This is a genomic window from Methylobacterium sp. 391_Methyba4 (genome assembly GCF_029691625.1).
In the GTDB taxonomy this organism is placed as follows: domain Bacteria; phylum Pseudomonadota; class Alphaproteobacteria; order Rhizobiales; family Beijerinckiaceae; genus Methylobacterium; species Methylobacterium fujisawaense.
This window is the reverse complement of record NZ_CP121475.1, coordinates 669,122-690,802: the sequence shown is the minus strand read 5'-3', so window position 1 is coordinate 690,802 and position 21,681 is coordinate 669,122. Positions and strand designations below refer to the sequence as shown.

Sequence of the window (21,681 nt, the reverse complement as noted above, 5' to 3'; positions counted from 1 at the left end):
GACTTTCGTACGCCTGCCGGCGCCCGAAACTCTTCACGAAAGCCGCCAGTCCGCTTCGGAGGAGGTCCGCCGGAAAAGCGGACGGCCCGCTGCCGACTCATATGAGACGTGCCGATGATCGTCGGCGCCTCTCGAAACCGGTCATTCGCGACCATCCGGCAAGTTCGGCTTGAGTTGCCTGCGATTGGAGACCGAAGCGCGCAGTTCCAGAATGCGAGCATTCCGCATCATGAACGCCCAAGCGCCTATCGTAGGAAAGACTGCTCACCGAGGCGCCGTACCGATCTGTCTGCAGGGAACCCGCCGCCTAAAAATTGATCCGGATCAAAGTCGGTCAGCGTGCCGAGTGCATCGCTTCGAGGATGGACTGCTCATCGCTCTACATACGTCAGAAGCTGGCCACGCCCGACGAGATCACCGACATCGTCGAGATTTCACGCGCGCAACGCCGTGCTCGACGTCACGGGCGCGTTGGTCGCCTCGCAACACTGGTTCGCCCAGATCCTCGAAGGCTCTGGCGGATCAATCGACACGCCCATGACGAGCATCAGCCGAGATAGGAGACATCGGGACGTCCAGATCCTCGTCTACGAGGACATCAAGGAGCGGCAGTTCCCGGATTGGACCCTCGCCTATAACGGCTCAGCCCACTTCGTCGATGGATTGATTGAGGTCTTGGCCGTCCGGACGGGCGCTACGCCTGTACCCTACCACCTGCATCGTCTGATGCAGGGCATTGCCGAGTTCACCCGCCGCCTCCACTGAACACTGGCGCTGGCGAATGGCTCGAACCGGCTCGGCATGCCTCTTGAGCGGGCGTAGAGCAGGCCTCACGAAAGCCTGTGATGGGGCGAGAGCTGATGCCCTCTGGCTTCGCCGCTCTAAGCAGAGCGGCACGGCGCCGACCTGTACAGTTGTTCGACGAATCACCTCCGGAGGCTCCGCGCACGGTCGGGCGGACCGGGCTCGGTCTCAGTGCTCCGTGCCTAAGAAGACGCCGATGCAGTGGAACCCAAGCCACACTTCGAAGGGTCGGCCGTTTGCCAAGGTCTTCGAGACGGCCAAAGCCTTGGCATCATCGAAGGCGTAGAGCGTGCAGAGATCGCACCACTCGGCGTATTCGTTGAGCAAGACGAATGTGTATCGCATGCGGACGAACGATGGCGGTGGCGTGGATGCCTCATCCTCGTCGTCTGACATGGCACCGCCCTCGGCGAGTGACGCGACCGCCAGCATCTTGGGGGAGGAAAAACCGACCAAGACGCCAGCGGTCGCGGCTGACACCCGAAGGGCCAGCGCGCAATGCTGCGCCAGCGAGCGACGGGAACTTTGTGTTAGATCAATCCGCCGGGGCAGACAGCCTGCGCGAGCAGTATGGGCGGAGTAACCATTGTCCGCTTCGATCCATTTGGGCTCGGAAGCGGAAAGGCACAAATCCACCCTGAACGGCCCTCACGCTTCCGAACCAGTCCAGCCCTCAAGATCGGCATCGTCTCTAGTGGGCGTGGATCAGGGTCCATCTCTGGTCCTACGAACCAGTCGATTCCAGGTTTCCTGCCGTCACGGTTTCAGTCCGGGGCATAAGCGAAAGCTCTCGTTGCCGCCGTCCGTCATGTCCGTGTAGCGGTCCGGCCCGTCGACCCGGATGGTGGAGCGTTCGGTGCTACCCTCGACCTTCGGGCCGCCGAATTGGCGGCAATCCTGCTCAATTTCGAACACGTTTCCCTGCTGTTGCAGAACCCGGCTCCGGCAATCATTCGCCTTCGAACTCCCCAGACCGCCTCCGTCGTACGTTCGCAACTCGACGTTCCGCGGGTTCGTGCAATCCGTGCCCACGCCGACATAGGCGCCGTGGCGCAGGGGCAGGGTTTCAGCCAACGCCGGGCCCGATGCCCAGGAGCAGGACGCAGGCCGCGATGTATCGAGTGGTCATCGGTCATTCCCTCGAATGTCAGGGTGTCGGGAATTGGCTACGGTTGCGCGAAGGGGCTTAGGTTCCGACCGGGCCGAACAGCCGGGTGAGGAAGCGGTAGTAGACCGGTTGCTTCTGCCGGAGTTCGTCGCGGGTGAAGGGTTCGCGCGCCAGCTTGCCGTGCAGGTAGACGCTGGCGGTCATGGCGAAGAACTCTCCCTGGTTCGTCAGGAGGTCGGCGCCTGCCGGGTAGAAGCCCCCGTCCTTCGCTCGCCCGTAGAACGTCAGGATGTCCGGATTATTCCGGCCGCCCGGCAGCCTCCGGAAGTGGTAGACGTGCATGGACTCGTGCAGCAGGATGGGGCGGTCGTCCTTCGGGTCCTCGACCGCGATGTCGACGTGGTCGCCGCCGCTGTAATGGCTGCGCTCACCGGCCCCGGAATGGACGACGACCGGGAAGCGGCGCAGGAAGGCTTTGTTGCCCTCGTCCAGGCTCGTCGCCTCCACGATGTCGACCTGATGCTCGGCCGCCTGACGCAACTGGCCGATCTCGGCGTTCGGGACGTCCCGGGCCATCTCGATGCGGTAGCCGCGGTAGCGTTCGCCGCCATCATCGAAGTGCAGCGTGCCGGCAGGCGCATGCCGCGGCGTCGCGTGCGCAGGTCCGCCATGAACCGCCAGTGTCCCGGCCACGGCCAGAGCCGATACGACGTGCCAGATCGGGGATGTCACCATGCTGATCTCACTTCCGCTTCTCTCGCCCTGGGGAAGGGCCCGTCTTGATGCGGAAGACCATCGCGCCGGTCCCGTTCCCCGATGTGACGGGACGCCGGAAGCGTGTAACGATATGTAACGACGTCTGTTTTTGCGTTGCCGCCCCGCCCCGGCGAGCTATCCTCGGGGCATGACAGACGGCACCACCATTGCCATCGTCGAGGACGACGACGACATCCGCGGCCAGCTCGCCGGCTACCGGGAGGAAGAAGGCTTTCGCGTCGTCTCCCTCGACGGAGGCGCAGGCCTCGACCGCCTGCTCGCGACGGGACCTAGGCCGCACCTCGTCGTCCTCGACTGGATGCTTCTTGGCGAGGACGGGCTCTCCATCTGCCGCCGCCTGCGCGAGGCGGCCGGCCCGCCGGTCGTCATACTGACCGCCAAGGACGAGGACACCGACAAGGTGCTCGGCCTGGAGATGGGTGCCGACGACTATGTGTCGAAGCCGTTCAGCTCCCGCGTCCTGTTGGCCCGCATCCGCGCGGTCCTGCGTCGCGCCAATGGCGCCCCCGCCTCGGTGGAACCCGCGCCCGAACGGCTCGCCGTCGCCGACCTTATCGTCGACCTCGCGGGCCGCGCCGTCACCATCGGCGAGCCGGCTGCCGAGATCCCGCTCACCAGCGCAGAGTGCGATCTCCTGCACTGTTTCGTCACGCGGCCCCAACGGGTGCTCTCTCGCGACCAGCTCCTCGACTGGACACGGGGCCGCACGGCGGACGACTTCGACCGCACCATCGACGTGCAGGTGAGCCGCCTCCGGCACAAGCTCGACGACGCTGGGAGCACGGCGTCGGCCCTGATCAAGACGGTGCGCAACGCGGGTTACATCCTCGCGGCACCCGTGAGGGCCGCCCCTTGATGGCCCGCGTTGGCTTGCTCGGGCGGATCATGCTGGTCTTGCTGGGCGCGCTCTCGCTGCTGGTCGTGGCAACCATCGGCATCGACCAGTGGCAGCGCGGCCAGGAACGGTCGCCCTACGCCACCCGGTTCCCCCGCCTCGACCAGGCCGGCGGCATCATGGCCCTCCTGGGGGACGCCGACCCGGCACAGAGGCCCGCCATCCTGCGCGCCATCAACGGCGAGGCGCTGCGGGCCGACATCGTGGATGCCCCGCCGGACGAGACAGCTGGCACCGCGGCTTCGCCTGGCATGGCGGCCACCGTTGGGGCGGCTTCCGGCATGGCGGTTGGCACCGGCGCTTCTGAAGTTTCAGGGCACGCCCCGGCGCGAACGACGGCCGTGGTCCTGCAACGCGGTCAGGCCATGCCTCCGTTCGCGCGGATCACCTGTCCCGTAACCCAGGACGCCTCGGGCCCGGCAAGAAAAGCCGCGACGCCCGCAATGTCGTCCGGCTGCCCCAGCCGCCCGAGCGGCGTCATCCGGGCATAGCCTTCCAGGCGGTCCGCGCCGTTGGCCGCCGTGAGCAAATCCGTCTCGGTCGGTCCCGGTGCGACGGCGTTGACCGTGATCGAGCGAGCCGCGAGTTCCTTGGCGAGGCAACGGGTCAGGGCCTCGACCGCCGCTTTGCTGGCCCAGTACGGTCCGTATCCGGCCGGGGCCATAGCCAGGACGCTGGTCGACAGGTTGACGATCCGGCCCCCGTCCCGGAGCCGCGCGCAAGCCTGCCGGCAGCCATTCACGACGCCACGGACGTTGACGGCCATGAGACGGTCGAAGGCAGCCCCGTCCAGCCGAGCCAGCGGCATCGGCGACATCACCCCGGCGTTGTTGATCAGTACGTCCAGGCCGCCGAAGCGTGCCGCGGCCTCGTCGAAGAGGCGCGCGACGTCCTCTTCACGCGTGACGTCGCCTTCCACCGCGACCGCATCGCCGCCGCGGCCGCGGATCTCGGCCACGACGGAATGGGCGGCGCCGGCATCGGAGCCGAAGCCGACGGTCACGCCGAAGCCCTCGGCGGCGAGACGCCGGGCGATGGCCGCGCCGATGCCGCGGGATGCGCCCGTCACGATGGCCCCGCGCCCGTGTCCGAACCCGCTCATCGCCCGCCTCCGGTCGTCATCACGAGCTTGCCGATCGTGCGGCCGGCGACGTAGTCGCGGTAGGTCGCCGCCGATTCCTCGAAGCCGAAGACGGCCGGGGTCTCCGGATGCAGGACACCTCGTGCCGCGGCATCGGCGATGGCGGCGAGCGTATCCCGGCGCGTCTCCAGGACGAGGAAGGCAGCGTCGATGCCCCGAGCGACAACGGCCGCCTCGTCCGCAGGCGCCACGATGGCCGCGAGCTTGGCCCCCGGATGCATCGCCGCGATAACCCGGTGCTGGATTTCCCCACCGGCGCAATCGAGGACGCAATCGGCCTTGGCCGCCACACGAAGGAAATCGGGTTCGTCGGGGCGGACCCAGCGTGCGGGGGAGGCCGGGTCGGTCCCGCGCGGTTGGCCGGCGCAGGCGACGACCTCCACCCCCGCGGGAGCCAGCTGGATCGCGGCGCGCCCGACTGCGCCGCCCGCCCCGAGGATCAGCAGCACCGCCCCTTCCGGGACGCGGAGGTGATCGAACAGAGCTTGGTACGCGATGCCGGCCGGGGTCGGAAGGCAAGCGGCGATGCTCGCGTCCAGTCCCTCAGGGCGGCGGGTCACGCAGCGGGCAGGGACGATGATGGCTTCGGCCAGGGCACCGCCCGCCACTGGGTCGCTGCGTCCGAGGACGGCATCACCCAGTCGGATATCCGCGACCGCCTCACCGAGTGCGTCCACGACGCCGGCGAAGTCCGTGCCCGGCACGTAGGGAAATGCCAGCGGGAACCAGCCCGTCATGTCGCCGTGCGCGAGCTTGGCGTCGAGCGGGTTGAGGGCCGCGGCCTCCACCCGGATGCGGACCTCCCCGGGCCCGGGCCGGACATCCGCGGCGGTGCCGAGGTGCGCGGACGGGACCGGCGCGTAGCCGTCGATCAGAAGGGCGCGCATCAGGCTTGCCTTCCGGGAAGCGCCGGGAAGGCCCCGGCTTGCGAGAACAGGCCGAACAGGTCCTCCAGGTGCCATGTGCGGCGGAGCCGGTCGCCTTCGAAGTCGTGGAACTCGTGCAGCACGAACGCGACGCGGCGGCCGCTTGCCGGAACCCCGAAGAGGGGGCCGGCATGGGTGGCGGACACGCGCGCGCGGACCGCAGCCCGGTCCCGCTCGGCCAGGACGTCGACGATCTCGACGACGAGGTCGGGAAACGCGGTGAGAAGCATCCGGAAAACCGGCTTTGCGCCCTCCGGCCCGGGGCCTTGGCCCGGTGCGAGCGGGATATCTTCCCAGTCCGGCGTCGTGGCCCCGTCAAGCAGGTTGACGTCGCGGCGCCCAAGAGCGCCGTAAAAGGCTTCCAGCGCCGTGCGCTGTCCGTGGGTGAGCACGAGGGCCGCGCCATCGGGAATGCGGGGGTGGGGCATCTTTGATCTCCGTTCCAATCCCGGAGACGTAAGATGGTGTAGGTCATCATTGAAACGCATGGTGTTGATGTGTGAACATCCACGCCATGGATTACCGTGGGCTCGACCTGAACCTGATCGTGGCGTTCGATGCACTGATGGAGGAGCGTCACGTGACGCGCGCGGCGCGTCGCATCGGTCTGACCCAGCCCGCCATGAGCGCGGCGCTTGCCCGGCTGAGGAAGGCCACGGGCGACGAGTTGTTCGTGCGCGGCCCCAAGGGCCTGGCCCCCACCTCCCGGGCGCAGGATCTCGCCGCCCCGTTGAAGGGTGCGCTGCGGACGGTCGGTGAGGCTCTGGCGCTGCGCGACGACTTCCGTCCGGCCGAGGCGTCCGTCGTCTTCACCTTGGCGCTCTCCGAGCATCCCGCCCACGTCCTGTTGCCGCCGCTCGCGGAGGCGTTGGCGGCCGCGGCGCCGGGAGTGGACCTGCGCATCCGGGGCTTCACGGACAGGAACGAGGCGGTCCGCCTGCTGGACGAGGGGTTGGCCGATGTGGCGGTTGGCGTACCTCCCGGCACCGAGGCGCGTATCCTGGCGCGGCCCTTGTTCCGCGAGCGATTCGTGTCCGTCGCCAGGGCCGGCTCGCCGGCCGCCGAATGCCTCGGCGACGCGGCGGCCTTCGCTGCCGCCCGGCATGTCCTGGTTTCCCCCGAGGGCGACGGGTTCGGCGCCGTCGACGAGGCCCTTTCCGAACGCGGCCTTCGCCGGCGGCTCGGGGTGGTGCTCCCCCAGATGTACGCGGCACCGGCGCTCGTGGCGCGCACGGATCTCGTCGCGACGCTGATGGAAGGCGTCGTGACCGGCTCGGGCATGGCACCTCTCCTCACGGTCAGGCCCTGCCCCGTCGAACTCGCCCCAGTAGAGTTCCACCTGCTCTGGCACAGGCGCTCGGACCGGCACCCGGCCCAGGCATGGCTGCGGGATCTCCTGGTGTCGTCGGCGCCCAGCGGCTGAGGGCGGCCTCTACCGGGAGCAGTAGGCTTGAAAAGACTCCACGAGGTGGTTGAACAGGGCGTCGATGCGGGCGCTGCGCCGGACGTCCTCGTGCGCCACGATCCAGGTGTCGAGGTCGAACACGACGCGGTCCGGTAGGACGCGCACGAGATCGCGCTCGCCGACCGGCACCTGCACCACGCCGATGCCGAGGCCGGCGCGGATCGCGGCGAGTTGTGCGGGATGGCTGTCGCTGCGCAGGGCGACGTGCAGCGGCCCGCCCGCCTCGCGTCCCAGGGCGTCCAGGATCGCGAGGTAGGCCGGCATGCGGTCGGGCCCGACCATGGCGTGCCGGGTAAGGTCCGTGACGGTCTCGGGAATGCCGTTCCGGTCGAGGTAGGCCGGCGACGCGAAGAACCCGAGCGGGATGCTGCCGACGTGGCGCGCCACGAGCGAGTTCTGGCTCGGCCGCGCCATGCGAACCGCCACGTCCGCCTCCTGGCCGGGTAGGTCGGTGTTGGTGTTGGTGAGGAGGAGTTCGACCGCGAGGCGCGGGTGGCGCTCTCGCAAAGCCGCCAGCATCGGCGGCACGACCTCGATGCCGACGAAGTCCGATACGCTGAGTCGGACCGGGCCGGCCACCTCGGACGCCGCTCCCTTCGCCTCGCGCCGGAACGCCTCGGACGCGTGAGCCATGCGCCGGACGTGCCCAACCAAGCCGAGCGCCTCGGGCGTCGGCGCCAGCCCGTTCACGCCGCGGACGAAGAGCGGTTGCCCGACGGCCCGCTCCAGCGCCTCGATCCGGTGCCGGACGGTGGGCTGGGTGAGGCCGAGGGCTCGCGCCGCGGCCGACAGGCTACCGGTGTCGAGCACCGCTAGGAAGGCGCGTTGATCGTCCCAGTCGCAATCCGCATTGCTCATCGAAATTCGATAGGCGGACCATCGAAGCTCGTCAATTTACCGGACCTCTCGTTCGACGCATCAACGCGGGGACGAACGGAGGAACAGGACGATGAGAACGGCTCTGGTGTTGGGGGCGACGGGCGGCGTCGGCGGTGCGGTGACCCGAGCGATGCTGGCGCGGGGGTGGCACGTCACTGCCTTGGTACGTGATCCGAGCCGAGCGGCGGCTGCCTGGAGCGCCCCGGTCGCACCGGGTTGGCAAGCTGGCGACGCCATGAACCGGGCGGACGTGGTTCGCGCCGCGGAAAGGACGAGCGTCATCGTCCACGCGGTGAACCCGCCCGGCTATCGCGGGTGGGATCGGCTAGTCCTGCCGATGCTCGACAACACGCTCGCGGCGGCGCAGGAGGCTGGCGCCCGGATCGTCCTGCCGGGCACGATCTACAACTACGACCCGACCCTCGCCCCGGTAATCGACGAGACGACCACGCAGCATCCGCGAGGGCGCAAGGGCGCGATCCGCGTCGAGATGGAGAAGCGCTTGGCGGAGGCCGCCCCGGAGGTGAGGAGTCTCGTCGTGCGAGCGGGCGATTTCTTCGGACCGGGGGCGGGCCAGAGTTGGTTCGCGCAGGCCCTGGCGAAGCCGCCGCTCACGCGCATCGTCAATCCCGCAACGCGGGACGTTGGCCATGCCTGGGCGTACCTGCCCGACCTCGCTGAGACCATCATCCACCTGCTGGAACTGCCTGCGGATCGCCTGCTGCCCTGCGAGCGGCTCCAGTTTCCCGGCCACTACGATGCCGATGGTCGCGCGATGGTTGCTGCAGTCCGCCGGGCTTCGGGTCGCACCGACCTGCCCGAGCGCCGATTCCCCTGGGCGCTGATGCGCGCGCTCGCACCGTTCGGTGGGTTCCCCCGAGAAGTCATGGAGGTCCGTCCGTTCTGGGCGCACGCGATGCGCCTCGACGGAAGTCGATTGATGGAACTCCTCGGCGACGTGCCGTGCACTTCGCTGGATACTGCGGTTGTCGACGCATTGAGAACTTGAGAGCTTCAGGATGCCCGCCTCACCATCACCTTATTCAGTTTATTTCAATGTCGTTCGATCTGGCGGCGAACAATCTCCGCTGGGCCCCCTTACCTTCGGTGAGCTTGAGCGCAATCGCCGGACGTCCGCTTTCTCCGGTCTGTAATATAAAGCGGAAGGGCGGCAAACCACCCGTCTCAGACAGGCAGAGGCGCAGGGCTACGTTGTTGGGCGCGCTGCTCGCGGGCGTAGTGAATTGGCGGTCTGCCGACATGACGGGCGAAGGCGGTGCTGAAGGTGCTGGCAGACCCGTAGCCCACGCGCTCGGCAACCTCCGCTACGCCGGCTCCCTCGCGACCGAGCAGATCCTTCGCCAGCGCGATGCGCCACGCCAGCAGATACGCCATCGGCGCGACGCCGACCTCGCGCCGAAACCGTTCGAAGAATGTCGAGCGCGACAGTCCCGCCTCTCGGGCCAGGGCCGCGACCGTCCAGGGAACGGTCGGTCGCTCGTGCATCCGGCGTAACGCGTTGGCCACGCGCTCGTCGGTAAGCCCGCGCAGGAGGCCTGAGGGCGCCGTCGGACCCGTGGTGGACCGAAGCGCCTCGATCAGAAGCACCTCCAGAAGCCGCGCCAGGACCACCTCGCGACCGGGCCTGTCGCCCCGCGTCTCCTCGTTCACCAAGCCGAGCAGCATCGCCAGTCGTCCGACGCCGCGCACATGGACGAACCGTGGCAGGAGCGACAGCAGCAGTTCCGTATCGTCGGAGGCGAAGGTGCAGTGCCCCACCAGCATGCGCAGGTCGGGCGGCACCTCGGCAGGACCGAGCCGGAACACGCCGGGGCCAACCTCGACGGGCGGTGGCGCCCGCCCCGCCGAAGGCGAGCCGAGGCTGGAGGCGGCGAAGGCGCTGGCGGCGGGGATCAGTACGAAGTCGCCGGCCGCGAGGACGATCTCCGCCTCGCCGTCGATCGCAAGGCGGCACGCCCCCTCCAGCACGGCGGCGTAGAACGGCTGGCCGTGGTCGTCGCGGCGCACGGTCCAGGCGCCGCCGGCCAGGACCAGCTTGGAGAACGAGGCGCTGGGCTGAAGCAGCCCGACCACCTGGGTGAGCGGATCGACCATTTCGGACGCTCGCCAATGAAATATGGACTTGCGCCCGTATCACGTCCGGCGGAGCACTCCTATCACCCCGTAGTGCGTCACACGGGAGGTCACCATGAACACGATCCTCATCACCGGCTGCTCATCCGGCTTCGGCCTGGAGACGGCGCGCCTGTTCCTCGACCGTGGCTGGCGGGTCGTCGCCACGATGCGGACGCCTCAGGCCGCCCTGCTCCCGGAGTCCGACCACCTCACCGTCCTGCCGCTCGACGTGACCGACGCCGACAGCATCGCCCGGACGGTTGCGGAGGCCGGGCCGCTCGATGTCCTGGTGAACAACGCGGGCGTCGGGCTGCTGAACGCCCTGGAAGGCCTGTCGATGGGGTCCGCCCGTGAGGTGTTCGAGACGAACACCCTCGGCACCATCGCCATGACCCAGGCCGTGCTGCCGCAGTTCCGGGAACGGGGCGCGGGGGTGATCGTCAACGTGACGTCGAGCGTGACCCTGCGGCCGCTGCCGCTGCTGGCGGTCTATACCGCGAGCAAGGCGGCGGTGAACGCCTTCACCGAGTCCCTCGCCCACGAACTCGTGCCATTCGGGGTGCGCGCCCATCTCGTCATTCCCGGCCGATCGCCGGAGACCGCGTTCGGGACCAACGCCCGCACCCGAACGGGGATGGATGTGCCCGAGGCCTATGGCGAACTGGCGGGTCAGGTCTTCGCGAACTTCCAGCAGGCGACGGAAGAGCTGACCCGGGCCTCGGACGTGGCCGAGGCGGTCTGGCGCGCGGCGACCGACCCGGCCTGCCCGATGCGCCTGCCGGCGGGCGCTGACGCGGTCGCCTGGGCGGCGGCCTGAAACGACCCCTCGAACGTCTGCTTCCGCCCCATGTTCGAGCGGAAGCGGACGAGCCGAGATCCACCCACCCCGGTCATTCAGAAGACCATGCCAGCGACTCGGGACCTGGCCGATAGCAGAACGACCGCTCCGGAAAAGGCTTGCCGCAGAAGCGGACGAGATCATGCGAACCCGGTCAAATATCCCGATGAGTCACCGTTTTGAAGGTCAGTCGCACAATGAGAGATTTCAGTCCCTGGTGCGATGCGCATGACTGGACAAGCTTGTACGACAGGGTGAGTTGACGCGCGCCTTCGACAGACGATGGCGCGTGGCGCCTAGCAGATTCCCAGACCACTTTCGCGCCCGGAGGGTCAGGCGATCCCCGCGATGGCGATGCCGAGGTTCTTCGGACCGCGCAGGGAAGCGCCGGCCCGGTAGGGCGGTGGATCGTCGAGGAGCCGCGGCGCGACGAGGCGTTGGCACAGGGTGACCAGGGCGATCTCGGCTTCGACACGCGCCAGCGGCGCGCCTACGCAGTAATGGAGGCCGCCGCCGAACCCGAAATGCTGGTTGTCGTTCCGGTCGGGATCGAACCGGTCCGGCTGCGTGAACCGCGCCGGATCGCGGTTTCCGGCCGCGAGCATCAGGACCACCGAGGATCCGGCCGGGATCGTCGCGCCCGCCACCTCGATGGCGCCGAGCGCCTTGCGGGTGCGGAAATGGACGGGGGGCTCGTGACGCAGGATCTCCTCGATCACGCAGGGCGCCCGCTTGGGGTCGGCCTTCAGCTTCTCGAGTTCGTCCGGATGTCGGAGCAGGGTGAGCATCCCGTTGCTGATGAGGTTCACGGTCGTCTCATCGCCCGCGACGAGGAGCAGGATCGCCGTGGAGATCAGGTCGATGTCGCCCATGGCTAGTCTGCCCCGGCCGCCGCGGGCGGCGAGGCCGCTGAGCATGTCGTCGGCCGGATGGCGGCGCTTCTCGCGGATCAGCCGGCGCATGTAGTCCGAGATCGCGTCGAAGGTGGCGGCGATCTCGCGCCGTCCCGCCTCGTCGTGGCGCGCGTCGGGCTCCAGGGCCGTCGCCATGCGTGTCGCCCAGGCATGGAATTGCCGCTCGTCGGCCTCGGGCACGCCGAGGAGCTCGCAGATGACGGCGACGGGCAGCGGACAGGACAGGTCGTCCACGAGGCAGACCGTGTCGCGGCCCCGGCACTTGTCGATCAAGGCATCCACGAGCGTCGCGACCTTGGCGTGGGAGTCGCGCACCCGGGCGATCGTGAACTCCTTCATCACGATGCCGCGCAGGGTGTCGTGGTCGGGCGGATCGCGGAAGATCAGCGGGCGGTGGGCATTGACCACGCGGTGCCGGATCGGGTTGAGGATCCAGTCCTTCGGGGGGTTGCCCGTGGCGGGCCGGCGCGACGGAGGTAGATCCTCGGAGCTGAGGCGCGGATCGAAGATCAGGCTCCGCAACGCCGCCTGGGTGCTGACGAGGTAGCTGCCATCCGCCTGCCGGGACACAGGTGTCTCGCGCATCCTGGCGTAGAGGGGATAGGGATCCGCCCGGTTCTTCGGGGCCAGCACCTGCGCGAAGAGCGTCTCGTCAGACATGGCTAGCCTCCGGCGCCGGCGCGGCGCGATGGGCAGGGGGCCGCGCCGCGGGGAAGCCCGGCTTCAGCCGCTCGATTCGTGGCTGGTCGATGGCATCGGGAAACGGAGGAAAGCGCGCCCCGGCGGCGACGGCCTCGGCATAGGCGGGCAGCCAGCGCGCCTCGTCGAAGGAGACGGCGGCGATGCTGCGACCGGCCCTGACATACACGGCCAGGAACCGGTGCGAGGCCCGCGATCCCTGGACGAGCGCGAGTGCATCCGCCCCCGCGGTGTGGCCTGCGAGCTTGATGTTCAGGCCGAACTGTCTCGACCAGAAAGCCGGTAGATGCCGGTAGGGCTGCTGGGCGGAGGGGGCGGCCATCATGTTGGCTGCCGCGTGCCGGGCCTGGTCGACAGCGTTGCCCCAATGCTCCACCGTCATCGGACGATCATTGTAGAGCGGGTTCGGCCAGCGCGCGACGTCGCCGGCCGCGTAGATGTTGGGGTCGGGCTCTCCCGCGATAGAGATCGCGCGGCAGGCTCCGTCGCAGGTCAGGCCGCCCGCATCGGCGGCGAGGCCCGCCGCAGCGAGCCAGCCGGTGTCGCGTGTGGCGCCGCGGGCGACGATGACGAGATCCGTCTCGAGAACCTCTCCCCCGGCGAGGTGCGCGCGGCGGACCTGCCCGGCCTCGCCCGAGAGCGCGCGGACCATCGTCTTCGGGCGGAAATCGACCCCGGCGCCGCGCATCCGTTCGGCGAGGGTGGCACCGATCGTGGTTCCGAGCAGGCGGGCAAGCGGCGTCGGGTTGGGATCGACCAAAGTCACCGCCAGGCCGAGGTCGGCACCGTCTCCGGGCCATGTCCTCGCCCTCACGCCGGTGGCGATAAGAAGCTTCTCCTAGGGAAGCGTCGCGCCGTCGGCGAGGTGCAGCATCCGGCGCTCCCGGTCCAGCGCGACGGCGGCCCGGCCGAGCCGCCACTGCGCCTGCAACGGGGTGAGCTGTGGCAGCGCGGTCGCGTGGCGGGAAGCTCGCCCGCAAGGACGTGCTTGGACAGGGGAGGCCTGTCGTAGGGCCGATGCGGCTCGGCCCCGACCAGGATCAGGGGCCCATCATAGCCGCCGTCCCGCGGCGCCTCCGCCCCCCGCAGCCCGGCGAGGGAGGCGCCCACGCCGACGATGCCCGGTCGCTGTGCGCCGATCACGGTTCGCCCTCCTCGGAGAGGCCGGCGGGCTCGCTCTCAATGGCTCGGACGGGGCAGGCCTGCTGCGCCCGCTCGATCTGCGACCACTTCGCGTCCGGTGGCGCGGAATCGTAGAACAGGATCTCGTGACCGCGCAGCTCGAAATGCTCAGGGGCGGCGTAGCAGCACTGGGCGTAGCCCTGGCAGCGATTGAGATCGACGACGACACGCATTCAGGGCCTCCAAAAAACTGTGCGGATGACCGGCCGGCGCCGCGCAGGATCGCGAGCATGGCGAGCACGCCCAGGGCCTCGAAGCCCAGCATCGCGAGCTTCATGCCGGTGACGCCGTGCGAGACTTGGCCCACGGCGGCGAAGACCATCTGCGCCGCGAGCGGGTAGATCGTGGGCGCGTAGTACTTGCGGTTGATCAGCGGGTAGACCGCCGCATCGCGCAGCCGTTCAAGAGCCGGATCGGCCGGGATGTAGCGGTAGGGGTTGATCCCGGCGGCCTGGACCTGCCCGTCCCAGACGTAGCGGTAGATGTCGCTCGACAGGAACGGCGGCGCCGGCAGCAGCGCGGCCCGCATCGCCACGGCGAAGCCGAGGATCGTCCACAGGGCCGCGGGCGGCAGCCGCTCCCGCAGTACCAAGCGCACGGCGAGGAGGTAGATTCCGAGACCAACCGCGACCACGCCGACGAAGACGTCGGCGCGGGCCACGGAGCCGACCGTGTCGGCGCCCGGCACGTGGATCGCGAGCGCGCCGACATTCACGACGAGCAGCCCGAGGCCGAGAGCCGCGAGCCGGTGCGCGGGGCTGGCGAGAAGCCGGGTCATGCCGGGACGGCTTCCGAGGTCTCCGTGAGCCCCGCCAGGACCGCGCGCGTCGCCGGGGCCGCGTAGCCGGACGTATCGGCGCAGAGCTGCGCCAGCGAGGCCGCGTCGTCGACGTCGTACCAGGGGTCCAGCTCGACGAGAGCGAGGCCGATCTCGTGCGCCCGGGCGCGGGTGGCGGCCGCGACGGTGTCGGTGCTCCAGGCGATGTCGGCGAAGAGGCGGGCATGGGCCTGCTTGAGGCCTAAGATGTAGTAGCCGCCGTCTCTGCAGGCGCCGAGCACGGCCCTGTCCCCCGGCGCCAGCAGGATCCGGGCGGCCTGGACGAGGAGGCGCGTCGGCAGCGTCGGGATGTCGGCGCTGAGCACGCAAGCCGCTGCATGGCCCTCCGCGAGCATGCCTCTGACGGCCTGCAGCAGGCAGCGGCCGAAACCCTCGACTGCCGCCGGGGCCGGGATGTCGCCGTCCGCCGGGACGAGCTGTGTTCCGATGACCAGATGGGGGCTGACCAGCGCCTCGGCGCCGCGCGGCGCGTAGGCCGCGTAGGCGGCGATCGGCGCGGAGCGGGCCGCCTCCAGGATGTTGGCGGTCGTGTCGCGCAGGAAGGCACCGCTCAGGAGTGCGGCCTGGTCGGGCGTCAGCGGCAGGCACAGCCGCGTCTTGGAGCGGCTGCTGCGCGGCGCCTTGGCCATCACGCCGATCGCGCAGGTGGCGGACGATCCGGACGTCGGTCCTGGTGCCATCTCCAAGATTCCTCCGTGATCAATGGAAGGGCCGGACGATCCCGAGGCGGAGCGTCTCGTCCAATTGAACCGCGGTGGCCGAGCCCGGCGCGAAGGCCGGCAGCGCGCGCAGGCGTTCCGGCGTCAGGCCCATGAGGGCGACGTGCTCGCCGAGCAGCGCCACCGCTTCGACCGGCACGGCCACGAGCCGGGATCCGACCCCGGTTCAGGCGACCGGCTGGAGTCCGAGCCAGGTCAGCCCGAGGACGCCGTCGAGGCGCACGATCACATCGGTGCCGCCGTCGTCGCGGCGGACGAGCCCCGTCACGCGGCCGAGCACGGGCTGTGATTCCTCCGGCTGAAGCAGGAGGCGGCCGGGGAGATCGCCGACGCGCACAGGCTGGGGAAACCGGCCGGCCGCGCGACCCGCCATCTCGGGGGCGGTCATGCCGGGCTTCGGCATGTGGTCGGGGGCCGGCGAGGGACCGGCCGTCTGCGCCTGCGCCGGCCCGGCGAGGGCCAGCGTCAGCAGGACGACGCCCCGGGCGCACCGGATCGCGCGGGCACTCACAGGCCCGCGAACCAGTTGAAGCCGCGATTCTCCCAGTAGCCGCCGGGATAGGTGTTGGTCACCTCGATGGCCGTGATCCATTTGGGATTCTTGAAGCCGAGCTTGACCGCGGTGCGCAGGCGCAGCGGGTACCCGTAGGGGTCCGGCAGCTCCGCGCCGGCATAGCGGGTGGCGAGCAGCGTCTGCGGGTGCAGTGCGCTGGGCATGTCGATGCTGCTCGGATAGTTGTCGGCCGTCTTGAAGGCGACGTACTTGGCGGTGAGGTCGGCGCCGACGCGCTCCAAGAAGGCGCGGAGCGGCACGCCCGACCACTGCCCGATATAGTCCCAGCCCTCCACGCAGACGTGGCGGATGATGATCTCGCGCTCGGGCAATTCCGCGATCTGCCGACGCGTCCAGGGCCGCTTGTCGGAGATCGGCCCGGCGAGTTCGAGCCGCCACGCCGTGCCGTCGATCGGCTTCACGTCCTCGACGTCGTAGTAGGCGTTGAAGCGCGGCGGCTTCAGGACCTGGGAGGCGGGATATTCCGGCGCGAGCTTGCGGGGATCGAACAGGGCGGCCTGGACGCCGTCGTTGAAGTCGGAGACCGCGCGCAGCGCCCGGCCGACCGCGGTCGTGTCGGTCACGTCGCAGCCGGTGAGCATGGTGAGCGCGCCCAGCGTCAGGCCGCCGCGCAGGAGACCGCGCCGCTCGATCTGGCGGACCAGGGGGCGGTGGTCGTCGAGGATGCCGGGATCCGGCACCGTGCGGGGGCGGAACGGCGACCTCATCGCGCCGCCTCCCGGGCCATGGCCGGGAGGGCCGGCTGGCGGACCGGGCCGCCAGTCAGCATCGCCCTCAGCGTGCGCGGCACGAGCAGGGCGAGCACGACGTGGATGGCAAGGAAGCCCGCCAGCACCGCCATGCCGGCGAAGTGGACGAGGCGCGCGCCCTGGAAGCCGCCGAGCAGTGCGACGAGGCCGGAGAATTGGACCGGCTTCCAGATGGCCAGCCCGCTGACGACCTGGCTGATGCCGGCCAGGATGGCGACGATGTAGAGGATCTCCTGGACGGCGTTGTAGGTCGTCAGGTCCTCGTGCGCGAGCTTGAGCCGCAGCGTGTCGCGGACCGTCTGCACGATGTCGCTCGGGCGGATCGGCAGGAGGCGCTCGCGCAGGCGCCCGGTCGCGACGCCGTAGACGAGATAAGCGCCGCCATTGGCAACCAGCAGCCACATCGCGGCGAAGTGCCAAAGCAGGCTCTCGGCGGCCCAGGACCCAAGGCGGATCGCCTTGGGAAAGTACACGCCGTGAATAATGACGGAATCGTCGTAGATGCCCCAGCCGGAGCCGATCAGCACCACCATCGCCACGGCGTTCGTCCAGTGCATGATCCGCACCGGCTATGGGTGCAAGCGACGCCTGGATCTGATCGCGTTCATCTTCATGATAGCGGGCGCCCTTCGTGTTTTTTGATCCAATACGTGGTCGTAAATTGATGAATTATGGGATCGACAAGCCATATGGGAAAAGCCAACCGCCAAGTTGCCTGTCGTGATGACCTGGACCTTCCACAAAAGACGCTGAGATTAGTTCACCAGTAAGAGCGCACGGAGTGCCCATGTCCTGCGATATCCTTCCGCGTCTGTTCTCGACTTTGTCTGTGCAGGTCCATGCGTTCGCGTTCTGTGAGATCCAGACCGGGTGGCAGCTGGCGAAGAACGGCATGGCCGACGCGATTCTGGTCCATTACGTCCTTGCGGGCTCAGGAACGATCGTGGTCGAAGGTCAAGAAGCTCTACGTTTCGGGCCGAATTGCATGGTGATCCCACCGCGCGGCATGCGGCACTCAATTGGTTTCGTGGGAGCTACCCGAACGGTTACGGCCGAAGACGCACGCAGAGTTCTTCCGGATGGCCTTATTGCGTTGACGGCGGGTGATGGAAGACGGGACATTTTACTGGCCTGCGGCTCTATCGCGGCGCGATATGCCGGCGCGCTCGGTCTTTTCGACCGTCTGCACAACGCCTTGATTGAAGATTTATCCGGCAGCGACAGGCTGCGCCACGCCTTCGCTTTCATGATCGAGGAACTGGTCAATCCAAGTCTCGGTACGCAGGAAGTGACGAGTGCGCTGATGAAGCAGTGCCTGACAATCCTGCTTCGGATCCATCTGAAGGAGAAAGGCGCTGAATCGCCGATCTTCGAAGCGCTGCGCGATCCGAGACTGGTCCCGGCGATCGCGGCTGTCCTCGACGCGCCTGGGGCGCAGCATACGGTCGATAGCTTGGCTGCGCTCTGTGGAATGAGCCGCTCCGGTTTCGCCGAGCGCTTCTCCGCCACATTCGGCGAGGGTCCGATCGAGTATCTGCAGCGGGCGCGACTGCAACTGGCAGCCAAGCTGCTGACGTCCTCGCCCATGCCCGTGAAGGTCATCTCTGAGAGCGTCGGGTACGCCAGCCGCAGTTACTTCTCGCACGCCTTCAAGACCGCTTACGGGTGCGATCCGAGCGCCTACCGCGCTCAAGCCACGAGCCTGGTCAGATCCCTGGAGCCACAATCCGACCTCGGGATCGATGGCGCACGGCGGAAGTCCGAAAGACCCTGAGCGTGCATGCGGGTGGATGTCTTCCGCGTTGGACACGAGCACCGAGGGTATTGCCATCATCAACGCCGGATAGTCTCGCCAAAAACTTGCGATGGCGGAACCCGCACGGCGTGCGTTATCGTTCAAATCAGGTGCTGTGGCTCGAACTTGGTGGTTTCTGAAATTAAATCTGCATATAAGCGGCGCGTCGAAAAGACGGCCCGGATTTCCTCAGGGGCCTTCATTCGTAAAACGAAGGGCGGCCTTTCGGGGATGAGGACTCTTAAAAATCCTGATCTTCAGTATGCACGGCTCGACCCGAGAAGCGGCGCCCATCAAGGCTGAGAAATCTTGAAATCAGGATCTGCCACGCCGATCGATGCTGCTCTTCGTCAACGTGGCACAGACGCTTGGCCTAGTTGGGTCGATGACCAGCCCCGATGAAAGAATGGTCTGCTCGGCGAAGACCAGCAAAGAGCGCGTCCGCGTACGGCTTGAGGCCTGCTGCCGAGTCGAGAACGGAGTCGCGCAGTCACTCCTGGCACCATCGAAACATCAGAGACGTGGATCTGCGGGTGCCATGTCCCGCCATTTAAGATGCGAAAGGATGTTCATGCCGTCGGTCCTAGCGCCTGGCACGCACAGCATCGCCGTGAACGGCGTAGCTCAACATTATCACGTCTCCGGCATGGGACCCTATTGCATCGCGCATGCCGGTGGCCCCGGCATAGACGCCAGCTACTTGCGATTGCCTCTGCTCGAAGAGAGCCTGACCATGGTGTATCTGGACCCGATCGGCACAGGATCGTCCGGACGCCTCGCGACCCATCCCCAGGGGTACAGCGTAGACCGCTTCTCCGAACAGCTGCTCGCGTTCATCGACGCGGCCGGTATCCCCGAACCTTACCTCCTCGGCCATTCGCACGGTGCCTTTGTGGTGCTGGAGGCAGCGCTCAAGCGGCCAGGAGGACTCAAAGGCCTGATCGTGTATGCGGGCGCTGCCTACACAGGCGGCGCCTTCATGGCCGATGCGAGCGCTGAGATCGCCGCCTTCGTGGCACGCCACGCGGGGACGGCGGAAGCCAAAGCGGTCGAGAGGGCCTGGGCCTCGATCCCCACCATCCGCACAGACGCGGCCTATACCGCGGCGCTGCGCGACCTCCTTCCGGCCTATATGTCGGACTTCCGGCGCTGGCCAGACATGCTCGCGACCCTGCAACGGCGGCTCCAGGCGACCCTGTTGGTCGGCGATGGCCAAGTCTTCGACGTTCGCGACCGTCTCGCCACCGTGCAGGTTCCGGCGCTCGTCGTCACCGGAACCGACGACTTCATTCTCGGCCCGCGCCACGCGGCGTTGCTGGCCGATCTGCTACCACAGGCGCAAATGAGAATCTTCGAGCAGAGCGGCCACTTCGCCCATATCGAGGAGGCCTGCGCCTTCGCGGAGGCCGTCCTTCGCTTCACGGGACGTCCGGGCCGAGCGTTGTCCGGTATATGACGGCCGTGCGCGCCTAAGATCCTCGACCTCAGGCGCTCCACCGAGGGGCTGCGTGGCTGTCTAGGGCAGCGGCACACCGGACAGCGTCGCGCACCGGTCCAGCAGAGCCTCCTGCAGCCCGACGCGACGGGTGCTGGGCTCCGGCGATTTTTCGCGCTGGTGATAGAAGTACCGGCCCGTGACACGGGTCGCTGGGTCGTCCCCGACCGCCAGCCATGCCTGGGTCACGGGCGCAGCGGCCATATCATCCGGCGCACCGGGGCCGCCCATACGGGTGGGTACCCAGCCCGGTTCGAGGGCGTTCGATCGCACCGCGGGCCAGTGTCGTGCCACGCCGAAAGCCAGCAGGACATTCAGGAACTTCGTTTCCGCGTAAGCCTGCGATCCGCTCCAGCGCCGTCTGGTCCATTGCAGATCGTCCATGTCCGGAATACCGCCTGGGTGCATGCCCGAGCTCAGGTAAACGAGGCGGTCTGGCCTCTCCATCAAAGCGGTGAGCAAGTAAGGCGCCAAGACGTTGATCGCGAAGAGATGGCTCAGACCATCCCGGGTCTCCAGCCGGCGCGCTTCGCGATAGCCGATGCCGACATTATGGATGACGGCGTCGAAGTGCCCGATCGCGTTGGCCTGCTCGGCCACGGATCGCATGCCGGCGATCGTGACGACATCGCCGATGTCGATCTGGGCCGCGTTCGGAAGCGCCCGTCGCGCGACCTCGCCACGATCGGTGTTCCGCGCATGCAGCACGACTTCATGGCCCTCGCGAGCCAGGCGCTGGCCCGCCATGAGCCCGAGGCCATCCGACGATCCGGTGATGAAGATACGGGCCATCGTCAGTCTTTCAGCAATGCTTCGGTCACGATCGGCGTTTGAGAGCGCTGCAACGCCGCGGCCGCCCGTAGATCGTGCGTCGCGAATCCCTGCTCGGGCAGCACCGCTCCAGGCGATGACGGGCTGCTCTGCGCGGCAACCGGAGCCGTTCCGGTCACCATCGCCGATATCCTCGGGTGGACGCTGCCTGCCGTGGTACGTGGGTGGCGCATGTCCGGTTCGCCTGGCAGTCAGTCGGTCACCAGGGAAGCGGATTGTTGAACCGGTCGACGTAGCGCAGACCGGCCAAGCCGCGGTTCGCCTCGATCATGTCGACCACGCGCGGGATGCTCTCCGCGACGGACAGAGCCGCATCGCCGCCGCCCATCTCGGTCCGCACCCAGCCGGGAGCGACGAGGAGCAGGGCGTGCCCGTCATCGAAGTGCTTCGCCGCATAGCCCTTCATGAGCATGTTGAGCGCGGCTTTGCTGGACGCGTAGAGCTGCCAGAAGCCGGTCGCGTGCGCGATGCTGCCGAGCTCGGAACTCATGATCCCGATGGTGCCGCCGGCCGGCACCAGATCCCGCAGGAGCTCGACCGCGCGCACGGGCGAGAAGGCGTTAGTCAGCATCATGTCGAGAAAGTCCGTCTCATGCGCGCTGACCGGGCTCGCCTCGATTTCGCGGGCGATGCCGGCATTGATGAACAGGACGTCGACGCGTCGACCGCTCAAGCGCTCGCGCAGCGCGCGGACCGAGCTTCCATCGTTGATGTCGACCGGCTGGATCTCAAGGCTGTCGGGAAAGCGGTTCGCGAGCGTCTCAAGTTGGTCGGAGCGGCCGCGTGCCGTTGCGATCACGCGCCACCCGCGCCCGAGCCACTCCTCCGCGAGGGCGAAGCCCAGTCCGCGCGAAGCGCCGACGACGAGCGCCGTGGACTGCCCTGTCATGAGAGCCTCCTCTGAATTGCCACGGCT

25 protein-coding genes and 1 pseudogene are annotated in these 21,681 nt (G+C 68.2%); 7 read left to right on the top strand and 19 right to left on the bottom strand.

The annotated features are described in order from the left end of the window. The first annotated feature begins 450 nt into the window (after positions 1–450). Entirely contained in the window at positions 451–765 is a 315-nt protein-coding gene (locus P9K36_RS03305; protein ID WP_052083536.1) for a BLUF domain-containing protein, read from the top strand. Between the two features lie 207 nt (positions 766–972). On the opposite strand, the gene P9K36_RS03300 is transcribed toward P9K36_RS03305, so the two are convergent. The 3 genes from P9K36_RS03300 to P9K36_RS03290 all read right to left on the bottom strand — a co-directional run bounded on the left by P9K36_RS03300 (position 973) and on the right by P9K36_RS03290 (position 2,647). Further along, complete coding sequence (locus tag P9K36_RS03300) at positions 973–1,260, bottom strand: hypothetical protein (RefSeq protein WP_278306560.1); 288 nt, start codon at positions 1,258–1,260, stop codon at positions 973–975. A gap of 300 nt (positions 1,261–1,560) precedes the next feature. Further along, positions 1,561–1,878, bottom strand: coding sequence for a hypothetical protein (locus P9K36_RS03295; RefSeq protein WP_139231620.1), 318 nt, complete (start codon positions 1,876–1,878; stop codon positions 1,561–1,563). Positions 1,879–1,990: 112 nt separating this feature from the next. Beyond that, positions 1,991–2,647 (bottom strand): hypothetical protein, encoded by a 657-nt coding sequence (locus P9K36_RS03290; protein ID WP_052083535.1) that lies wholly within the window; start codon positions 2,645–2,647, stop codon positions 1,991–1,993. A gap of 169 nt (positions 2,648–2,816) precedes the next feature. Between P9K36_RS03290 and P9K36_RS03285 the strand changes: the two genes are divergently transcribed. Then, positions 2,817–3,545 (top strand): response regulator transcription factor, encoded by a 729-nt coding sequence (locus tag P9K36_RS03285; RefSeq protein WP_043755478.1) that lies wholly within the window; start codon positions 2,817–2,819, stop codon positions 3,543–3,545. Between the two features lie 397 nt (positions 3,546–3,942). On the opposite strand, the gene P9K36_RS03280 is transcribed toward P9K36_RS03285, so the two are convergent. Genes P9K36_RS03280 through P9K36_RS03270 form a run of 3 tightly spaced genes read right to left on the bottom strand, consistent with a single transcriptional unit; the run spans position 3,943 to position 6,079 of the window. After that, entirely contained in the window at positions 3,943–4,686 is a 744-nt protein-coding gene (locus tag P9K36_RS03280) for an SDR family oxidoreductase (protein ID WP_278306559.1), read from the bottom strand. After that, a complete protein-coding gene (locus P9K36_RS03275; protein WP_052083534.1) occupies positions 4,683–5,612 on the bottom strand; it encodes an NADP-dependent oxidoreductase in 930 nt (309 codons plus the stop codon). Before P9K36_RS03275 ends, P9K36_RS03280 begins: the two co-directional genes overlap by 4 nt. Further along, positions 5,612–6,079, bottom strand: coding sequence for an ester cyclase (locus P9K36_RS03270; protein WP_052083533.1), 468 nt, complete (start codon positions 6,077–6,079; stop codon positions 5,612–5,614). The genes P9K36_RS03275 and P9K36_RS03270 overlap by 1 nt, the downstream gene beginning before the upstream one ends. A 71-nt stretch (positions 6,080–6,150) precedes the next feature. Between P9K36_RS03270 and P9K36_RS03265 the strand changes: the two genes are divergently transcribed. Further along, positions 6,151–7,074, top strand: a complete 924-nt coding sequence (locus tag P9K36_RS03265; protein WP_244447733.1) for a LysR family transcriptional regulator — start codon at positions 6,151–6,153, stop codon at positions 7,072–7,074. Positions 7,075–7,083: 9 nt separating this feature from the next. Here P9K36_RS03265 and P9K36_RS03260 read toward each other — a convergent pair whose 3' ends face one another. Further along, entirely contained in the window at positions 7,084–7,974 is an 891-nt protein-coding gene (locus tag P9K36_RS03260) for a LysR family transcriptional regulator (RefSeq protein WP_043755474.1), read from the bottom strand. Between the two features lie 91 nt (positions 7,975–8,065). Here P9K36_RS03260 and P9K36_RS03255 point away from each other — a divergent pair, with 91 nt between their 5' ends. Beyond that, on the top strand, positions 8,066–9,004 hold the full coding sequence (locus P9K36_RS03255; RefSeq protein WP_111474258.1) for an NAD(P)H-binding protein: 939 nt from the start codon (positions 8,066–8,068) through the stop codon (positions 9,002–9,004). Between the two features lie 176 nt (positions 9,005–9,180). On the opposite strand, the gene P9K36_RS03250 is transcribed toward P9K36_RS03255, so the two are convergent. After that, the gene (locus tag P9K36_RS03250; protein ID WP_278306558.1) at positions 9,181–10,110 is read right to left on the bottom strand and encodes an AraC family transcriptional regulator; all 930 of its coding nucleotides are present in this window, start codon (positions 10,108–10,110) and stop codon (positions 9,181–9,183) included. A gap of 94 nt (positions 10,111–10,204) precedes the next feature. Here P9K36_RS03250 and P9K36_RS03245 point away from each other — a divergent pair, with 94 nt between their 5' ends. Then, a complete protein-coding gene (locus P9K36_RS03245) occupies positions 10,205–10,948 on the top strand; it encodes an SDR family oxidoreductase (RefSeq protein ID WP_043755469.1) in 744 nt (247 codons plus the stop codon). 353 nt (positions 10,949–11,301) lie between these two features. On the opposite strand, the gene P9K36_RS03240 is transcribed toward P9K36_RS03245, so the two are convergent. From P9K36_RS03240 to P9K36_RS03205, 8 genes and pseudogenes are all read right to left on the bottom strand, one after another. Further along, positions 11,302–12,543 (bottom strand): cytochrome P450, encoded by a 1,242-nt coding sequence (locus P9K36_RS03240; protein ID WP_043755467.1) that lies wholly within the window; start codon positions 12,541–12,543, stop codon positions 11,302–11,304. Continuing rightward, positions 12,536–13,725 (bottom strand): annotated as a pseudogene (locus P9K36_RS03235) (FAD-dependent oxidoreductase). The gene P9K36_RS03240 and the pseudogene P9K36_RS03235 overlap by 8 nt, the downstream one beginning before the upstream one ends. Beyond that, the gene (locus P9K36_RS03230) at positions 13,722–13,937 is read right to left on the bottom strand and encodes a ferredoxin (protein ID WP_100794072.1); all 216 of its coding nucleotides are present in this window, start codon (positions 13,935–13,937) and stop codon (positions 13,722–13,724) included. Before P9K36_RS03230 ends, P9K36_RS03235 begins: the two are co-directional and overlap by 4 nt. A gap of 601 nt (positions 13,938–14,538) precedes the next feature. Further along, positions 14,539–15,282, bottom strand: coding sequence for a DUF2064 domain-containing protein (locus tag P9K36_RS03225; RefSeq protein WP_043755465.1), 744 nt, complete (start codon positions 15,280–15,282; stop codon positions 14,539–14,541). A 19-nt stretch (positions 15,283–15,301) separates the two neighbouring features. After that, a complete protein-coding gene (locus P9K36_RS03220; RefSeq protein WP_236961598.1) occupies positions 15,302–15,466 on the bottom strand; it encodes a hypothetical protein in 165 nt (54 codons plus the stop codon). 21 nt (positions 15,467–15,487) lie between these two features. Continuing rightward, a complete protein-coding gene (locus tag P9K36_RS03215) occupies positions 15,488–15,832 on the bottom strand; it encodes a hypothetical protein (RefSeq protein WP_236961600.1) in 345 nt (114 codons plus the stop codon). Continuing rightward, positions 15,829–16,602 (bottom strand): molybdopterin-dependent oxidoreductase, encoded by a 774-nt coding sequence (locus tag P9K36_RS03210; protein ID WP_043755463.1) that lies wholly within the window; start codon positions 16,600–16,602, stop codon positions 15,829–15,831. Before P9K36_RS03210 ends, P9K36_RS03215 begins: the two co-directional genes overlap by 4 nt. Further along, a complete protein-coding gene (locus P9K36_RS03205) occupies positions 16,599–17,201 on the bottom strand; it encodes a cytochrome b/b6 domain-containing protein (protein WP_244447731.1) in 603 nt (200 codons plus the stop codon). Before P9K36_RS03205 ends, P9K36_RS03210 begins: the two co-directional genes overlap by 4 nt. Before the next feature lie 230 nt (positions 17,202–17,431). On the opposite strand from P9K36_RS03205, the gene P9K36_RS03200 reads away from it, so the two are divergent. After that, complete coding sequence (locus tag P9K36_RS03200; RefSeq protein ID WP_043755461.1) at positions 17,432–18,418, top strand: AraC family transcriptional regulator; 987 nt, start codon at positions 17,432–17,434, stop codon at positions 18,416–18,418. A gap of 586 nt (positions 18,419–19,004) precedes the next feature. Next, entirely contained in the window at positions 19,005–19,895 is an 891-nt protein-coding gene (locus tag P9K36_RS03195) for an alpha/beta hydrolase (RefSeq protein ID WP_043755460.1), read from the top strand. Positions 19,896–19,955: 60 nt separating this feature from the next. Here the strand turns inward: P9K36_RS03195 and P9K36_RS03190 are convergent, their stop codons facing one another. The 3 genes from P9K36_RS03190 to P9K36_RS03180 all read right to left on the bottom strand — a co-directional run bounded on the left by P9K36_RS03190 (position 19,956) and on the right by P9K36_RS03180 (position 21,654). Beyond that, positions 19,956–20,726 carry an SDR family NAD(P)-dependent oxidoreductase gene (locus P9K36_RS03190; RefSeq protein ID WP_043755458.1) on the bottom strand — a complete coding sequence of 257 codons (771 nt, stop codon included), beginning with the start codon at positions 20,724–20,726 and terminating at the stop codon, positions 19,956–19,958. 2 nt (positions 20,727–20,728) lie between these two features. After that, complete coding sequence (locus tag P9K36_RS03185; RefSeq protein WP_158498435.1) at positions 20,729–20,887, bottom strand: hypothetical protein; 159 nt, start codon at positions 20,885–20,887, stop codon at positions 20,729–20,731. A gap of 77 nt (positions 20,888–20,964) precedes the next feature. Next, a complete protein-coding gene (locus P9K36_RS03180; protein WP_043755456.1) occupies positions 20,965–21,654 on the bottom strand; it encodes an SDR family NAD(P)-dependent oxidoreductase in 690 nt (229 codons plus the stop codon). Positions 21,655–21,681: the final 27 nt, after the last annotated feature.

Coding starts and splice junctions, on each gene's coding strand:
- P9K36_RS03285 (WP_043755478.1), top strand. CDS start 2,817: ATGACAGACGGCACCACCATTGCCATCGTCGAGGACGACGACGACATC.
- P9K36_RS03185 (WP_158498435.1), bottom strand. CDS start 20,887: ATGGTGACCGGAACGGCTCCGGTTGCCGCGCAGAGCAGCCCGTCATCG.
- P9K36_RS03275 (WP_052083534.1), bottom strand. CDS start 5,612: ATGCGCGCCCTTCTGATCGACGGCTACGCGCCGGTCCCGTCCGCGCAC.
- P9K36_RS03200 (WP_043755461.1), top strand. CDS start 17,432: ATGTCCTGCGATATCCTTCCGCGTCTGTTCTCGACTTTGTCTGTGCAG.
- P9K36_RS03205 (WP_244447731.1), bottom strand. CDS start 17,201: ATGCACTGGACGAACGCCGTGGCGATGGTGGTGCTGATCGGCTCCGGC.
- P9K36_RS03180 (WP_043755456.1), bottom strand. CDS start 21,654: ATGACAGGGCAGTCCACGGCGCTCGTCGTCGGCGCTTCGCGCGGACTG.
- P9K36_RS03250 (WP_278306558.1), bottom strand. CDS start 10,110: ATGGTCGATCCGCTCACCCAGGTGGTCGGGCTGCTTCAGCCCAGCGCC.
- P9K36_RS03195 (WP_043755460.1), top strand. CDS start 19,005: ATGTTCATGCCGTCGGTCCTAGCGCCTGGCACGCACAGCATCGCCGTG.
- P9K36_RS03255 (WP_111474258.1), top strand. CDS start 8,066: ATGAGAACGGCTCTGGTGTTGGGGGCGACGGGCGGCGTCGGCGGTGCG.
- P9K36_RS03210 (WP_043755463.1), bottom strand. CDS start 16,602: ATGAGGTCGCCGTTCCGCCCCCGCACGGTGCCGGATCCCGGCATCCTC.
- P9K36_RS03245 (WP_043755469.1), top strand. CDS start 10,205: ATGAACACGATCCTCATCACCGGCTGCTCATCCGGCTTCGGCCTGGAG.
- P9K36_RS03240 (WP_043755467.1), bottom strand. CDS start 12,543: ATGTCTGACGAGACGCTCTTCGCGCAGGTGCTGGCCCCGAAGAACCGG.
- P9K36_RS03230 (WP_100794072.1), bottom strand. CDS start 13,937: ATGCGTGTCGTCGTCGATCTCAATCGCTGCCAGGGCTACGCCCAGTGC.
- P9K36_RS03260 (WP_043755474.1), bottom strand. CDS start 7,974: ATGAGCAATGCGGATTGCGACTGGGACGATCAACGCGCCTTCCTAGCG.
- P9K36_RS03280 (WP_278306559.1), bottom strand. CDS start 4,686: ATGAGCGGGTTCGGACACGGGCGCGGGGCCATCGTGACGGGCGCATCC.
- P9K36_RS03190 (WP_043755458.1), bottom strand. CDS start 20,726: ATGGCCCGTATCTTCATCACCGGATCGTCGGATGGCCTCGGGCTCATG.
- P9K36_RS03225 (WP_043755465.1), bottom strand. CDS start 15,282: ATGGCACCAGGACCGACGTCCGGATCGTCCGCCACCTGCGCGATCGGC.
- P9K36_RS03270 (WP_052083533.1), bottom strand. CDS start 6,079: ATGCCCCACCCCCGCATTCCCGATGGCGCGGCCCTCGTGCTCACCCAC.
- P9K36_RS03290 (WP_052083535.1), bottom strand. CDS start 2,647: ATGGTGACATCCCCGATCTGGCACGTCGTATCGGCTCTGGCCGTGGCC.